Origin of the sequence: Streptomyces sp. NPDC001787, from assembly GCF_040297465.1 — a bacterium.
In the GTDB taxonomy this organism is placed as follows: domain Bacteria; phylum Actinomycetota; class Actinomycetes; order Streptomycetales; family Streptomycetaceae; genus Streptomyces.
In genome coordinates, this window is the sequence record NZ_JBEOZE010000021.1 from 159501 (window position 1) to 173877 (window position 14377).

Genomic DNA, 14377 nt, shown 5'->3' on the forward strand with positions numbered 1-14377 from the left:
ATTCGGCAGTATCTGTACATAATGATTGATATGTCCCAGCATCCGACGAATAAGCCGCATGAGCCGTCGACCGTGACGGTCAAGGGGCGGGACATGCGGTTGCGCACCATCGGTTTCGTGGTGGTCGCTGCTCTGGCCATCTGGTTCATCGCGGCGAATACGGGGTCCGTCACCGTCCGACTGTGGATCCCGACGGTCACGCTCCCCCTCTGGAGCATCCTCACCGTCACCCTCATCGTGGGTATCGGGCTCGGCCTGTACCTCGCCCGCCGCCGCGCCCAGCGCTGAGCGGACGGGCATCCGGGCGGCGGGGCGGCCGTCCGCGAGCCCGCATCGTGTCCGGTGAGCACCGGTACACACAGGTGAGTACCTGTACATACCGGTGAGTACCGGCTCGGGGGCGTACGCCATGTCACCGCGAATCACGACGGTGGGACGACGCGGCCGTTCCCCGGAGAACCCGCCTTCTCACCGCGACGCGGGTTGCCGGGGTGCGCCGTCGCGCGCCGCGGAGGCGGTACCCGGCTCGTCCCGGGGCGCCTCATGCGCCACCGGCATGACGGGGCGCGGGCGGAACGGCCACCAGACGGCCCGGCCGAGGAGTGCGGCGAGGGCGGGGACGAGCACCAGCGAGAGGACGAGCGCGGAGAGCATGATGCCGGTCGTCAACGCGAAGGCGATCTGTTCGTTTCCCGGCGAGGTGGCGAGCGTGGCGAAGGAACCGGCCAGCACCAGCCCGGCCGTCGCGATGGCCGGTGCCGTATGCCGTACCGCGCGGGCGACGGCAGCTCGGGGCGGCCCCGGTCGCCGCATCTCCTCCCGGATCCGGTCGGCGATCAGGATGTTGTAGTCGGTGCCCAGTGCCACGACGAACAGGAACAGCACGAGGGGCAGGGTGAAGTTGACGCCCGGCTCGCCGAGACCGTGCTGGAACAGCAGGGTGGCGGCGCCGAGGGTGGCGGCGAAGCCGAGGCCGACGGCGAGCATCAGCACCACAGGTGCCAGCACGCTCCGCAGGAGCAGCAGCAGGATCAGCGCGATGAGGGCGGCCGCGACCGGGAAGACGGTCTTCAGGTCGTGGTCGACGGCGGTGGAGATGTCGGCGGAGACCGCCGCGGTCCCGCCCACGTGCGCCGTCGTCCCGGCGGGTGTGTGCCGGGCGACCGCGGCACGGATCGGTCCGGAGGCCAGGTCGCGGGCCTGCCGGCTGCGCGGGTCGGCGTTCGGGTAGAGGTCGATCCTGGCGGCACGGTGGTCCTCGTTCAGGACGGTCGGTGCGACTCTGCCCACGCCGCCGACCTGGGTGAGCGCCCGGGAGAGGCCGTCGAGTCCGGCCGTGGTGAGGATCCCGCCGTCCTTGGCGGTGACGAGGACACTCGTCGGGTCCGAGACTCCGGCCGGCAGCCTGCGGGAGATCTCGGCCGCGGTGTCCGCGGCGGAGGTCCGGTCGCCACGGTCGCCCTGACCGTAGTCCATACGTATGCCGATCAACCCGCAGGCAAGTGCGGCGAGCAGGGCGACGGAGGCCGTCAGCATCATCAGCGGTCGTCTTGTGACCAGCGCGCCGAGTCGGGCGGCACGGCCTTCGCGCGGCTTCCGGCACAGGGTTCGCGAGGGCCAGAACATCCTGCGCCCGGCGGCGGCGAGCAGTGCCGGCAGCAGGGTGAGGCTGCCGAGCAGCATCACCAGGACCGCTACGGCGACAGCGGGGCCCAGCGAGCGGAACTGTCCGAAGGTCGCCAGGCCCAGCGTGGCGAACGCGGCCACGATGGTCAGTGCCGCCGAGGTGATCGCGGTGCCCACCCGGCCGGAGACCTCTTCGGCCGCCTCGCGGGCGGGCTGCTCGGGCCGGTCGCGCAGTTGTTCGCGGAAGCGGAACAGCAGGAACAGCAGGTAGTCGATGCCGATGCCGAGCAGGACCACGTTGATCAGGTCCGGAGTGCTCGCGTCGAGCCGGTGCCCGGTGATCATCGCGACCCCCGCGACGGCTCCCACCGCCACGCCGCCGATGACGGCGACCGCGAGCAGCGGCAGGAGAGCCGCCAGAACGCTGCGGAAGGCCAGCACATTGAGCAGAACGATGAACCCCAGGACGAGACCGCCCCCGACCTTCGTGGCGGTCTCGTGGGCATCGGTGGTGTCGACGGTGTCGGCGAGACCGCCGGTGAACCCGGTGCGCATCCCCACCTCGGAGAACTGCGTCCGGGCGGCGTCGCGGAACGTCCGGTAGACGCCCTGGACCCCCTTGTCCGAGGGGTTCCCGGTCAGCTGGACCGAGAGCAGTTCGAAACTGCGATCGGGCGCCGTCATCACCGGGGCGATCCGGGGCGTCTGGGAGCGGTCCGGGACCAGGAACTCCGGCATGTCGTCTTCTCTGGGCATGGTGACCCGGCGCTGGGCCAGGTCCGCCGCTCCGGCCTCGATCCGCTTCCGGTCGGCGGCGCCGAGCGCCTTGCCGTCGGATCGCGCGACCAGCAACGTCACCGTGGTGGCGTCGGGGTTCTCCCCGAAGTGCTCCTGGGCGATCCGCAGCGCGGCGGCGGAGTCGTAGCCGCGGGGCAGGAAGTCGCCGCTCCGGTGCTGGGTGACGTGGGCGACCAGTGTCGGGGCCAGGGCGCTCAGCACGACACCCAGCACCGCCCAGAGCGAGATGACCTTCCACGGATGCCGGGTGGAATATCCGGTCAGGGCGCGAATCACACTGTCCTCCGGTGGACGGACTTGGATGCGGACGTCCGCCGGGACAGGAAGGTCCGGCCAGGAAGGGACGTGCCTGCGACGGAGACGTCGGCCGGGGGCTCCCGGCCGGTCTCCAGACCATCACTCGCGGGGGCCGCCGGGCGTCGTGGCAGCGGATGATCCCGACCGGGGCCCTGGGACCCTGCCGGGTCCGTGACCAGGACCCTGGTCCTGGTCGCGGACCCGGCAGGCACTCCGGTGGCGCCCGGGGCGGTGGCAGCGGTTCGACGCCGCCGGTGCTGCCCGATGCGGGTGCTGTGCAACCCTGTCCCGGGGGCCGGGAGGCCGGACACAGGGAGAAACAGAGATGCCCAGCAGCCGACACACCGGCCCCGGCGATGCCCGCAAGGCGCCCCGCGCGGGCGGCGCCGAGCCGCCGTGGACCCGTAACGACGCACTCGTGACCGCCGGTGCCTGCGTGATGAACCTGCTCAGTTACGTGTTCTTCGACGACCCCGACGGCCGCCACGACGTGACAGTGGCCGGGTTCCTTCTCGTCGCGCTGGCAGCCGTGCCGCTGCTCGCCCGGCGCAGCCACCCGGTGGTGGCGCTCGCCGCCGTACTGGCGCTCGACGCGACAGCCGCCCTGGCCGTACCGCTGCCCAGGCACTTCGGCGCCGTCCTGGTCGTCGCCCTGTACACGGTCGCCAGGGCCTGCCCCGGCCGGGTGACGGCTGCCGCGACTGCCGCGACAGTGTCACTGACACTGCTGAGCCAGAGCGGCGGACGGATTCCGGCCTGGCAGGACGCCGTCTACTCGCCCCTCACCGCCCTGATCGTCGTCGCCGGAGCCCTGGCGGTCAACCGCTGGCAGCAGGAGGTGGCGGCCAACCGCAGGCTGCTCGCCGACCGCGCGGTGGCCGACGAACGGCGCCGTATCGCACGGGAGTTGCACGACATCGTGGCCCACCACATCACCACCATGCAGCTGATGGCCGGCGGAGCTCGGGCCAACCTCGCCGAACCGGAGGTGGTCCGGGACGCCCTGATCACCCTGGAGTCCTCCGGGCGGCTCGCGCTGCGCGAGATGCGTCAGCTCCTCGACGTACTGCGGGCCGGCGACGAGCCGGAGGGTGCCCCCGCGCTTCCCCAGCCCGGCGTCGACGACCTCGGCCGACTGGTGGCAGAGTCCCGCCTCGCCGGGCTTCCGACCGAGTTCGGCGTCAGCGGGCCGGAACGCCCGCTGCCACCGACCGTCGGTCTCACCGTGTTCAGAATCGCCCAGGAGGCCCTCACCAACACCCGTAGGTACGCGGGGTCCGCCCGCGCGTCCGTACAGCTGACGTACCACCACGAGCGGGTCTCCATCGAGGTGCGGGACGACGGAGGGAACGCCGCGCCGCGGGAAGGGGCGCCGACGGCCTCGGGCGGATACGGACTCATGGGCATGCGCGAGCGCGTCGCCCTGCACGGTGGCACCCTCGCCGCCGGCCCACGGCCCGACGGAGGGTTCACCGTGGTGGCCGACCTGCCGCTGCCCGCCGACGAGGTGGCCGGCACTGCCGGCCGGCACGAGGGAGCACACCGATGAGCGGGAGCGGACCGGCGCCGGAGAGGATCAGGGTGCTGATCGTGGACGACCAGCCGCTGGTCCGGCGCGGACTGTCGCTGATCCTCTCCCCCGACCCGTCCTTCGAGGTGGTGGGTGAGGCCGGGAACGGCGCGCAGGCCGTCGACCTCGCCCGCCGGCTGCTCCCCGACGTCGTGGTGATGGACATCCGGATGCCCGTTCTCGACGGAGTCGGCGCGACCGGGGAACTCGCCGCGACCCTGCCCGGCTGCCGGGTCCTGGCCCTCAGCACCTTCGATCTCGACGAGTACGTCGTGGGCGCCCTGCGCGCCGGAGCGTACGGGTTCCTGCCCAAGGACAGCTCGCCGGAGGACCTGAGCGCGGCGATCCGCACCGTCCACGCCGGGGAGGCAGCCGTCGCGCCGCGCCTGCTCACCCGGCTGATCTCCACCTACGTACGGGCCCCGGGCGGTGCTCGGCCCGCCCCCGCGGCCAACCCGGGTGAACTCACCCCCCGCGAGGTCGAGGTGTGGCGTCTGATGGCCACCGGCCTCGACAACACCGAGATCTCCCGGGCGCTGGACATCAGCCTGTCCACGGTCAAGAACTACATCACCAGCATCTTCGACAAGCTGGCCGTCCGTGACCGCGCCCAGGCCGTCATCGCGGCCTACGAATCAGGACTGGTCACCGCCCGCGCGACAGCCGGCGATCCGTCCGGCGACGGGCACGCCGGATAGCGGGGACGTGCACGCCGGTTCCGCGGAGTACGAGGGCCGACGCCCGTACGAGGACCAGGACCAGGGTCCTGGTCACGGGCCCGGCAGGGTCCCGGGGCCCCGGTCCGGATCATCCGCTGCCACGACGCCCGGCGGCCCCCGCGAGTGATGGTCTGGAGACCGGCCGGGAGCCCCCGGCCGACGTCCGCATCCCGGAGGAGTACGGCATGACGCTACGGAAGACCGCACGGACCGGCGCGGTGGGTCTCGCGGCGACCGCGATGGTGGCCGCCGCCTTCGCGGTCCCCGCCCCCGCCTCGTCGGACGCCGCCCACACGACCGTGGGACACGGGGCGACACAGCGCGCGATGGACGCGGAGGTCGAGGGAGGCATCCCGGGCATCACGGCCCAGGTACGCGACTCCGGCGGCGTCTGGACGTCGACGTCGGGCGTCGGCGACCTGACAACCGGCGCGCCGCGCGGCAAGAACGACCGGTTCCGGATCGGCAGTATCACCAAGACGTTCGTCGCGACCGTCCTGCTCCAGATGGAAGCGGAGGGGCGGCTCGGTCTCGACGACACCGTGGAGTGCCATCTCCCCGGCCTGGTGCGGGGCAACGGCAACGACGGACGCAGGATCACCGTACGTCAGCTGCTCCACCACACCAGCGGCCTGTACGACTACCTGGCCGACGAGGATTACCTCGACACGTACATGCGGGGCGAGGGCTTCCTCAGGCACCGCTACGACACCCTGCCGCCCTGGAAGCAGGTGAAAGCGGCGCTCTCCCACCAGCCACTGTTCACCCCGGGTGCCGAGCTCTCCTACTCCAACACCAACTACGTCCTGGCCGCGCTGATCATCGAGAAGGCGGGCGGGCGGACGTACGAGGCCGAGGTCCGCGACCGCATCATCGAACCGCTGGGGCTGAGGAACACGTCCAACCCCGGCAACAGCGTTCACCTGCCCCGGCCCAGCAGCCGGAGCTACGCCAAGCTGTTCGCGTCGGACCCCGAACGCGTCGACGACGTCACCGCGATGAACGGGTCGCAGGGCTGGGCGGACGGAGACATCATCTCCACCACCGGTGACCTGAACCGGTTCTACAGCTCCCTGCTGCGCGGCGAACTGCTCCCGCCGGAACAGCTCAAGGCCATGAAGACCACCACCCCGGCCCCCGGCCGCCCCAATGTGTCCTACGGGCTCGGCCTCACCCGGTTCCGGACGAGCTGCGGTCCGGCCGTCTGGGGCCACGGCGGAGGCATGGTGGGGTCGTCCTCACTGGCCGTCACCACCGAGGACGGCCTCCACCAGCTCGCGTACAACCGCAACGGGGACTGGAGTGCGGGGCCTGCGGACCGCATCATGGAGGCCGAGTACTGCCCCACCCCGGCCCCCTCGGGCTGATCCGCTCACACTCCCACGGCCACGGACCGGCGTGCGCGGGCCCGTCCGGGTCGTCGTGCACGCCGGCGACGGCCGATGTCCCACTCCGGCGGGGCCGGGCAGCCCAGGCCGCCCCCTCCGATCGCCTACGGCCGGGCGCGGGCGACGGCCGCTGAGCCCCGCGCCCGGGGCAGCATGACGCCCTGGTCCTGGGCGGCCTGCCCCGGACGCAACGTCCACGGCACGGGGGCCGTGTCCGTCAGCCACTCGTTCGCGAGCAGGCGCCGCACGACAAGACCGCGCAACGCGCGCTTCAGTTTCCAGTTCAGGCCCGTGCACAGCTGGGTGTACGAGGGGCCGTGTGCGTGCTCGGCCCGGAAGGCCACGGTGAACTCGGCCGCCAGCATGCCGCGGTCCGGGTGCCTGCTCTTCCATTCGTCGTAGGCGGTCTTGGTCTTCTGGGGGCAGGGCTGAGGGCGGCCGGGAACCATGAACGCCTCCGCCACCCGCTCCGGTTCCAGCGCGCACACCGCGCAGTACTCGACAGCCTCGACGTGACGTCGCAGCGCGGGGGAGGCCGAGGCCTTCCACCGGGCCCATGCCTCCTCGCTGAACCGGAACCGCGTGGAAACGGGTGCGGTGGCGCCTTCGCTCTCCGAGGGCTCCGCCGCCTCTTCCTCCTCGGTGGGGGGGCGCCTGCCCGACAGATGGCGTACCACGGGGGCCAGGCGGCAACGGTCCTCGGACAGTTCGGCGAGATAGCCCTTCCGCAGAAGGTCGGGCAGGGCGGCCCGGCAGGCTTCGGGAAGCTCGGACGGGATCCGGCCGAGGAGCTGGGACGTACTGTGCGCGGCGAGGAACAGGCTCGCCAGCCGCGCGGCGGGAGGGAGCTTCTTGACCGGCTTGGCGGACAGCGCCCGGGTGGACCACCCGGACACCCGGGAGCGCATGTTCTTCCCCAGGGGCAGTGGGTGGCTCGCTCCGTCCACCAGGTCAGGGACGTTGATGGGGACCGGTGTCGCCGGATCTCCGTCGAGGAGCACATCGTCCACCTGCCAGCCCAGGCCGCGAAGGGCGTCGACGGCCGCACGCGCATCGCCCAGCCGCAAGGCGGACAGGTCTGCCCCGGAGAGGTTGCCGATGCCGCCCCGCGCGGCCCGGATGGCCACCACCACGGCCATGAGCTGCGCGTCGGGGTCGGGAAGGCCCAGCGAGGCCACGTAGCTGAGCAGCGCGCGCGCCGCCTCACCCTGCCGGGTCGTCAAGAGGAAGGGCAGTTGCTGAGGCGCTTCGGCCGGAGCAGCACTGACATTGCGGGGGCTCGATACAGTCTTCGACACAATAGGTCTAACGCGCGCCGCGGACCGGAGTCACAGCCCCTACGCCCTCGGGTACAACTGACCTCTCGCGTCGGGTACTTGATGCGGTTCTGCGCCCACCCGAAAAGGCTCGTTCCCCGCTCCGGGCGATGAGGACCGGAATGCCGGACAGTTGGGCCGAGGGCCGCGAGAACGCGCGAGTGCTTCCCCTACCGTCCACCTGGGCACCGCCCCTAAAATCCGAGCCGGAACCTCCAACTACCGCTCCAGACCGGGGGATTCATGCCCGACAGCACCTCCGCCGAAGCCTCCGCCGGCGACGCACGGCTGCTCGCGCTGCGCGCCGAGGTCGAGAAACTCATCACCGAGGCCCAGGTCGGTGCGCGGCGTGCGCAGCGGCGCGCCAAGCTCTGGCACGCGACCTATCTGAGCCTGGGTTTCCCCTCGGCGGTCCTCGCCGGCATCTCGGGCGCGGCGGGTCTGGCCTCCGCCGGGGCGCGGGTGCCCGCGGCCGTCCTGGCGCTGCTGGCCGCCGGATTCTCGGCCGGGTCGACGTTCCTGCGGGCGGACGCCCGTCACATGACGAACCTCCGCAGGCGCTACGCCTGGCAGATCCTGGAGACGCGCGCCCGGCTCGTTCTGGCCCACGACGCGTACGAGGGCACCGCACATCTGCACACCGCTCTCCTGGGCCTGCACGAACTGCGCGTCGCCGTCCCGTCCAGCGCCCTGATCCTGGCCGAGCAGCAGGCTCCGGTGGGCTTCCCGGCGCCGGTGCTTCCGCCCGCCGCGGTCCCGCCAGCGGCGGTCACGGCCCCGACGGCACAGCAGCCGCCCGCGATGCCCCAGCCCCCGCCGGACCCGGCCGGCTGACGCGCTCCCGCCCGTTCCCGGAACAATGTCGCCTACGCTCGGTTCATGGTGCGAAGTCAGGCGAAGGATGTCGACGGCTACCTTGCCGAGGTGCCCGAGGAACGCGAAGAGGCCCTGACCCGGCTGCGGGAGCTCTGCCGTACGGAACTGCGGGGATTCACCGAGGTGATGGCGTACGGCATGCCCGCCTACGAGCGCGACGGTGTCGAAGAGATCGCCTTCGCGAGCCAGAAGCGGTACATCTCCTTCTATCTGCTGCGCGGTGATGTCCGCGAGGCATTCGCCGCGCGGTTGGCGGATCAGGACATGGGCAGGAGCTGCCTGCGCTTCCGCAGGCCGGAGAAGATCGACTTCGCGCTTCTCCGGGATCTGCTCAGGGCCACGGCGGCCGGGCCGGGCAGGATCCGCTGACCGCCCCGCCTGGTGGCCGCCGTCCCCCGCGAAGTCCTCAGGTCTGCGGAACGTCCTTGACGAACACGATGCCGTCCCCGGCCGGCAGATGCTCCGGGTCGAGCGGGGCGTAGCCGAACCAGGGCGATACCCGGGGTACGGGCCGCGCGTCGCCGAAGACCGTGGCCAGCCGCGGGGCGTCGACGACGTAGCGGTCCTCCGGGAGGGCGTACAGGAGTCCTTCGACGGTGTCCGGCTCCGGGGTGCCCACTCCCTGGTGCCGGATCGTGCCGAGGGCCGTGGCCACGAAGGCGTACTCCGCGCCGAGCCGGGCGCTCACCAGCGCACCGGCACTCCACCACTCCAGCCGCGCGCCGCCCATCCGTATCGTGCTCTTCTCCCGCTGGAGGTGGGCGTTGTGGGCGTGGAGGAGTGCCGGGCCCCGTTCGGCGAAGGCGAGGATGTTGTGGGCCATCATCTGGTCCCGCAGGCCCACCAGCCGGGTCATACGGGCCGGTGAGGTGTCGGCCATCCAGTGGTGGTAGCGCAGCAGACCGGTGGCGGTGCGCCCGTACAGGCACGCCCGGTCCCACTCGTCCCGCGAGGTCTCCGTGAGCAGGTGCGGCATGTGCGCGTCGAGCAGCGCCACCAGATCGTCGGCGAGCAGCCGCAGCCGGCCGGCCTCGGCCGACTGCCCCACGGACCGGGACGGGTCCCTCATCGCGGCGGGATCGGTCCACCGGTCGTCGGTGCCCAGGAGCCGGTCGAGTGCTCCGGCGGTGCACGGGAGCAGGTCCGCGTCCACCCGGGCCGCGAGATGGCCGTGGAGTGCGGTGAGGGCCTGCCGGGGGCTCGCGGCGGCGGCCGTCTCCAGCGGGCCGTCGAAACCGGCGAAGCGGACCCGGTCGGACGCGGGCCGGCCGTCGTTGTGGGCGCGCATCCAGCGCACAAGCTCGCGGTTGGACGCGGAGGCGCCCCAGCCATGGCTGAATCCGCGTTCCATCGCCTCGTCGAGGGTGCCCGTGCCCGAGGTGACGTAGTCGTCCACGACCAGGCCCATCAGGCAGTCGCTCTCGATCCCGATCGTCCGGTAGCCCTCCTGCTCGACGAGTTGCCGGAAGAGCTCGTTGCGCAGGTCGAGCAGCGCGTCCTCGCCGTGGGTGGGCTCGCCGAGGGCGAGCAGCCGAGGCCGGGCCGGGAGCAGCCCCATGACGGCGGCAGCATCGACGGCCCGGGTGGTGTCCTTGATGTCGGTAGCCATGCCTTCAACGGTATCGTTGAACCTTCGGTTGAAACTTTTTCAGGCCAACGGCAGGCTCATGAGGAAAAACCTTCAAAGCACCGAACGGCTCAGGCCTGTTGATCTGGCGCGCGGGCACGGTCTGTCCACCCAGGCGGTGAGGAATTACGAGGCGGTCGGCGTCCTTCCGCCCGCCGCTCGCACACCCCACGGCTACCGGACCTACACATCGCTGCACAGGGGGGCCCTTCGCGCGTTCCTCGCCCTGGTGTCCGGCCACGGTCACCGGACGGCGACGTCGATCATGCGGGCTGTGAACCAGGGCGCGGTCGAGCGGGCGTTCCACCTCATCGACGAGAGCCACGCCCAACTCCTCGACGACCGGCGGACCCTCCAAGCCGTGGAGAGCGCCCTCCGCGACCTGGAGCCCACCTCGGTGTCCGAGCCCGGCCCGGGGTCCGGCCCGGGGTTTGGCGGAGCAGCCGGGGCCGGGCCCGGCGGCATGTTCATCGGGCCGCTGGCGCAGAGGCTGGGGATCCGGCCCGCGACGCTGCGCGCCTGGGAGCGCGCCGGGCTGGTCCGCCCACGTCGCGACCCGCTGACCGGGTACCGCGTCTACGGAGCGGACGATGTACGGGACGCCCGGCTGGCCCACCAGCTCAGACGGGGCGGCTATCCGCTGGAGCAGATCGCCCCGCTGCTCGCCCAACTGCGCGCGGCCGGCGGGCTGGAGCCTCTGGAGGCAGCACTGTGCGACTGGCGCGGGCGGCTGAACACCCGCGGGCGGGCGATGCTGACCGGGGCCGCCGAACTGGAGGCGTATCTCAGCGGGACCTGATGAGACACCGTCCGACGACGGGTCCGTCACCCCTCGTCGATGTACGTGTGTCCCGGGGACCAACGCCGTCTTCCATGACCTCGGCTTCGAGTCCGAGCTCCTCGTGGTCGAGAAGCTCATGTACGGGACAAGACGCTCTCGCCCGCGTTCAGGTGTGCCGGCCCCGCACCGCATCTGCTTGAATGCAGCCCAGCCTGCCGTCCGTCACCGGGAGACCCGAATGCGTCGAACGCTCGCTGTGACCGCCCTCGCCGTCGGACTGCTGCTCGTGGGGTGTTCCGAGGAATCGGAGCCGATCACCGGGGAGTGGGCCGCGTACGGGCCGCAGCCGCCGGGGTTCAGCGACTTCGCGGACCGGGCGATGATCCGCGTCGACAAGGCGGGCAAGGCCGTACTCGGTACCTCCCCGACGAGGCTGTGCGGGGACGCGAAGGTGACGGCCAGGGACGAGGACAAGGGCGACGGCGCGGGCGCCCGGTACCGCATAGCGTTCAGTTCCTCGTGCATCACGGTGAACGTTCCGGTGAGCCTGGAGGTCGTGGTCGACGGGGACACCCTGGAGGCCACTCCCACGGGCCTGCGGGGCGGCGATCCCTTCCGCTTCCGGCGTGCCGGTCGGGATGACTGATCCCGGAGGGAATCGATCACGCGGGCCGCGCAGTTGCCCGGCCCGCCCCCGGGGGCGTGGAGCGGGCCGCCGGACTCACAGACCGGTGACCTTGGCGCTCGCCGACAGTTCGTAGACCAGGGTGACCGTTCGGCGGCTGCCGGGCGGAAGGGTGATGTCCCAGCGGACGATGCCGTCGTCGTCGACCGCATCGGGGGCCGGGGAGCACGAATCCTTGCGCAGGCGTATCTCCACCGCCGATACCTCGGAGACCGGGATGCGCTCCCGGACCGCGACCACCCGGTCACCGTCCTCCCCGGGGGCGGAGAACCGGGACAGGTGCAGCCGGACGGTGCGGGTGACAACGGTCCGCTGGGTGAATCCGGCGGAGTCGCGGGACTCCTCCGTGTGCCGGACCACCCGGTGGTCGTCGCGACTGCCGAAGGCCAGCTCGACGGCCGCGCCGGGGGCCGTGAAGTCAAGGGTGCCCCGGCCGCTGAATCCGCTGCCGCGGACCAGGTCCACGGGCCCGGCGAGCAGGGCATGGCCGGACAGGTTGCCGAACCGCACCACCTGGGTGACCAGGGGGGACAACTCCGGTGCGCATACGTACTCACTCGCCGCGTCCGTGGTGAAGGTGGACAGCCGCACTCGGTGGGCGCGGCCGTCACCGGGCACCGACACCGGCACGGAGGACTTCAGCACCCGCGCCTCGCCGCCGTCGTCCACCCCCGGCAGCCCGAGCACCGGAGCCGGGCCGATGGAACCTTTCTCCTCCTCGCGCAGTGCGACGTCGACCGTGCGGCGCTCCTCCGCGGAGCGGTCCCTGAGCGTCAGCCGGTCCTCGCCCAGCCCGGGCGGATCGGTGGCCGACGCCGAGCGGGCCGTCGACAGGGTCAGCCGTACATCGGACCAGTCCTCACCGGTGCGCTGCCAGATCACCGCGTCGGTCTCCAGCGTCAGCGAGCCCCCGTCGAGCACGGCTCGGTAGGCGGGCCGCCACAGCGCGCACGGGGTGAGGTGGCTCAGGCACAGCTCCACCGGGCCTGCGGCAGCGGCCTCCACCGTCAACTCGATATGGCCGACCAGCTCGGCGGGTTCCTCCTCGGAGAGGTCCATGGCCCGCTGCGCCGCGCCGATTTCGGCGGCGAGGACGGCCAGCCGGGCTTCGACGGTGCGGAGTTGCTCGCCATGTGCGTCGCGTTCGCCGTCCACCCGGTCCAGTTCGCCTGCCCAGCGGGTACGTTCGGCCTCCCCGGCGCCCGCTCCTTCGCCGATCTCCCGCAGCAGATCGACGGCGAGGCGGCCGAGCAGACCGAGGCGGGCACACAGCCGGTCGCGGCGCCGGCCCAGGGCCAGCCGCTCCTCCTGAAGGGTGTGTACCCGGCGGCGCAGGGCCGAGTCGTCGGCGGAGGGCCGCGGCGCGCGCGGCGTCCGGCCGCGGACGATCCGTACGTCGAGCACGGTCGCGGAGTGATCGCCGGTCAGCTCGGCATGGAGGGTCCGGTCGACCGCCAGCGCGCTGACCGGCCCGAGACGCAGCCGCTGGACCCCCTCCTCCAGATCGAGCACGACGGAACGCTCGATGTGGGCGCGGTCTTCGAGACATGTGACCGCGGTGACGGGAAGGGCGATCGGCTTCGAGGCCGTGGACATGGTGTGTGTCAGCTCCTGCGGTTGCCGCCGGCCAAGGCCTTGCCGGTCGGAATGCGGATCTCGTAGCCGCCGTCGAGGGCGGCCGTGGCGCCTGCGGCCAGGTCCAGCCGCCAGACGCGGGTGCCCGGCGCGTGCCGATCGGGCCCGGCGCCTTCGTCGGGCGCCGTCCAGTCCGCCCGCTCCTCTATCCGGACGTCCGGTTCGGAGGTGACGGGCACCCGTTCGCGGACTTCCACGGTGACGGGGCTCGCGAGCCGATTGGCCAACTCCACATGGACCCGGTGATCGAGCACGGTGGTGTTGCCGCGCAGGCCCGAGGTGGACTCGCGCTGGTTCGTACGGCGGGTGACCCGGATGCCCTCGGCCGGCCCGAGCCCCACCCTGCGGACACCGCCGGGGGCGAGCGTGGGCAGGGCGGCGGTCAGCAGGAAGTCGCCGTCGACGATGACCTCCACCGGTCCGGCCAGCAGTGCCCTGTCGGTGGCGTTGGAGAGCACCGACGTCGCGTACACGGTCTGCTCCACGGAGGGCACGCAGAGGTACTCGGTACGCAGGCCGACGGGGATCTCGCCGATGGTGACGGTATGCCAGGTGCCGTCCGACGGAACGTCGGCGCGGGCGGCGGCATCGTAGCGGTGGTCGAAGGAACCCGCCGATTCGCGGGGCCGTACCGCCTGTCCGGGCAACGGCAGCGCGGCCACCGCTTCGGCGCGGCGGCGGTACTCTGCCGCCACCGGGTCGGAGGGGGAACCGGGGAACAGCCGGCCCCTGCGACCACCCCGCTCATCGGGGCCGCACAGGACGAGCCCGGCGTAGTCGAGCTCGGCGCCGCTCGGCTGTGGCGGGCCGGGCGCCCATGGCGGCGGACCGGACACCGGGGCCGGCGGTGCGGCCCGGCCAGGAGCGGCGGGTGTCATGGCGGCGGGTCCCGCGAGCTCGGGCGGCATGCCCGCGGGGGCACCCGCGAAGGGCATCCCGCCGCCGGGCACCGGGACCGCGGCCCGCGGGCCGCCATATGCCGGGGGCGGGGGCGGGGGCGGGGGGATGGGACCGGGCGCGGAGCCTCCCGCCGCCCCCGGGGACGCGGGACCGGCCGCC

13 protein-coding genes are annotated in these 14377 nt (G+C 72.4%); 8 read left to right on the top strand and 5 right to left on the bottom strand.

Annotated elements, in window-relative coordinates:
• Positions 1-30 precede the first annotated feature (30 nt).
• The gene (locus ABT170_RS26605) at positions 31-288 is read left to right on the top strand and encodes a LapA family protein (protein ID WP_329943548.1); all 258 of its coding nucleotides are present in this window, start codon (positions 31-33) and stop codon (positions 286-288) included.
• Between the two features lie 180 nt (positions 289-468).
• Here the strand turns inward: ABT170_RS26605 and ABT170_RS26610 are convergent, their stop codons facing one another.
• Positions 469-2700, bottom strand: coding sequence for an MMPL family transporter (locus ABT170_RS26610; protein ID WP_351871403.1), 2232 nt, complete (start codon positions 2698-2700; stop codon positions 469-471).
• A gap of 346 nt (positions 2701-3046) precedes the next feature.
• Here ABT170_RS26610 and ABT170_RS26615 point away from each other — a divergent pair, with 346 nt between their 5' ends.
• The 3 genes from ABT170_RS26615 (at position 3047) to ABT170_RS26625 (ending at position 6377) form a co-directional block, all read left to right on the top strand.
• Positions 3047-4270 carry a sensor histidine kinase gene (locus ABT170_RS26615; RefSeq protein WP_329943546.1) on the top strand — a complete coding sequence of 408 codons (1224 nt, stop codon included), beginning with the start codon at positions 3047-3049 and terminating at the stop codon, positions 4268-4270.
• Positions 4267-4989, top strand: coding sequence for a response regulator (locus ABT170_RS26620; protein WP_329943545.1), 723 nt, complete (start codon positions 4267-4269; stop codon positions 4987-4989). Before ABT170_RS26615 ends, ABT170_RS26620 begins: the two co-directional genes overlap by 4 nt.
• A gap of 206 nt (positions 4990-5195) precedes the next feature.
• Positions 5196-6377: a serine hydrolase domain-containing protein gene (locus ABT170_RS26625; protein WP_351871407.1), complete on the top strand. Its 1182-nt coding sequence runs from the start codon at positions 5196-5198 to the stop codon at positions 6375-6377.
• A 125-nt stretch (positions 6378-6502) separates the two neighbouring features.
• Here ABT170_RS26625 and ABT170_RS26630 read toward each other — a convergent pair whose 3' ends face one another.
• Positions 6503-7621 (bottom strand): hypothetical protein, encoded by a 1119-nt coding sequence (locus ABT170_RS26630; protein ID WP_329943543.1) that lies wholly within the window; start codon positions 7619-7621, stop codon positions 6503-6505.
• Between the two features lie 336 nt (positions 7622-7957).
• Between ABT170_RS26630 and ABT170_RS26635 the strand changes: the two genes are divergently transcribed.
• Entirely contained in the window at positions 7958-8548 is a 591-nt protein-coding gene (locus tag ABT170_RS26635) for a hypothetical protein (protein WP_351871410.1), read from the top strand.
• Positions 8549-8593: 45 nt separating this feature from the next.
• The gene (locus tag ABT170_RS26640) at positions 8594-8959 is read left to right on the top strand and encodes an iron chaperone (RefSeq protein ID WP_351871413.1); all 366 of its coding nucleotides are present in this window, start codon (positions 8594-8596) and stop codon (positions 8957-8959) included.
• Between the two features lie 37 nt (positions 8960-8996).
• Here the strand turns inward: ABT170_RS26640 and ABT170_RS26645 are convergent, their stop codons facing one another.
• Complete coding sequence (locus tag ABT170_RS26645; protein ID WP_329943540.1) at positions 8997-10199, bottom strand: erythromycin esterase family protein; 1203 nt, start codon at positions 10197-10199, stop codon at positions 8997-8999.
• Between the two features lie 58 nt (positions 10200-10257).
• Here ABT170_RS26645 and ABT170_RS26650 point away from each other — a divergent pair, with 58 nt between their 5' ends.
• Together ABT170_RS26650 and ABT170_RS26655 are read left to right on the top strand one after the other, a co-directional pair.
• Positions 10258-11016, top strand: a complete 759-nt coding sequence (locus tag ABT170_RS26650; RefSeq protein ID WP_351871416.1) for a TioE family transcriptional regulator — start codon at positions 10258-10260, stop codon at positions 11014-11016.
• Between the two features lie 220 nt (positions 11017-11236).
• Positions 11237-11644, top strand: coding sequence for a hypothetical protein (locus tag ABT170_RS26655; protein WP_329943538.1), 408 nt, complete (start codon positions 11237-11239; stop codon positions 11642-11644).
• Positions 11645-11719: 75 nt separating this feature from the next.
• Here ABT170_RS26655 and ABT170_RS26660 read toward each other — a convergent pair whose 3' ends face one another.
• Positions 11720-13279 carry a mucoidy inhibitor MuiA family protein gene (locus tag ABT170_RS26660; RefSeq protein WP_351871419.1) on the bottom strand — a complete coding sequence of 520 codons (1560 nt, stop codon included), beginning with the start codon at positions 13277-13279 and terminating at the stop codon, positions 11720-11722.
• A gap of 8 nt (positions 13280-13287) precedes the next feature.
• Positions 13288-14377, bottom strand: a 1090-nt coding sequence (locus ABT170_RS26665) for a DUF4139 domain-containing protein (RefSeq protein ID WP_351871422.1), incomplete at its 5' end; no start/stop codon positions are given.

Bases quoted from the DNA above. Each gene is read 5' to 3' on its own strand.
- ABT170_RS26605 (WP_329943548.1), top strand. From the start codon at position 31: ATGTCCCAGCATCCGACGAATAAGCCGCATGAGCCGTCGACCGTGACG.
- ABT170_RS26615 (WP_329943546.1), top strand. From the start codon at position 3,047: ATGCCCAGCAGCCGACACACCGGCCCCGGCGATGCCCGCAAGGCGCCC.
- ABT170_RS26620 (WP_329943545.1), top strand. From the start codon at position 4,267: ATGAGCGGGAGCGGACCGGCGCCGGAGAGGATCAGGGTGCTGATCGTG.
- ABT170_RS26625 (WP_351871407.1), top strand. From the start codon at position 5,196: ATGACGCTACGGAAGACCGCACGGACCGGCGCGGTGGGTCTCGCGGCG.
- ABT170_RS26635 (WP_351871410.1), top strand. From the start codon at position 7,958: ATGCCCGACAGCACCTCCGCCGAAGCCTCCGCCGGCGACGCACGGCTG.
- ABT170_RS26640 (WP_351871413.1), top strand. From the start codon at position 8,594: ATGGTGCGAAGTCAGGCGAAGGATGTCGACGGCTACCTTGCCGAGGTG.
- ABT170_RS26645 (WP_329943540.1), bottom strand. From the start codon at position 10,199: ATGGCTACCGACATCAAGGACACCACCCGGGCCGTCGATGCTGCCGCC.
- ABT170_RS26650 (WP_351871416.1), top strand. From the start codon at position 10,258: ATGAGGAAAAACCTTCAAAGCACCGAACGGCTCAGGCCTGTTGATCTG.
- ABT170_RS26655 (WP_329943538.1), top strand. From the start codon at position 11,237: ATGCGTCGAACGCTCGCTGTGACCGCCCTCGCCGTCGGACTGCTGCTC.
- ABT170_RS26660 (WP_351871419.1), bottom strand. From the start codon at position 13,279: ATGTCCACGGCCTCGAAGCCGATCGCCCTTCCCGTCACCGCGGTCACA.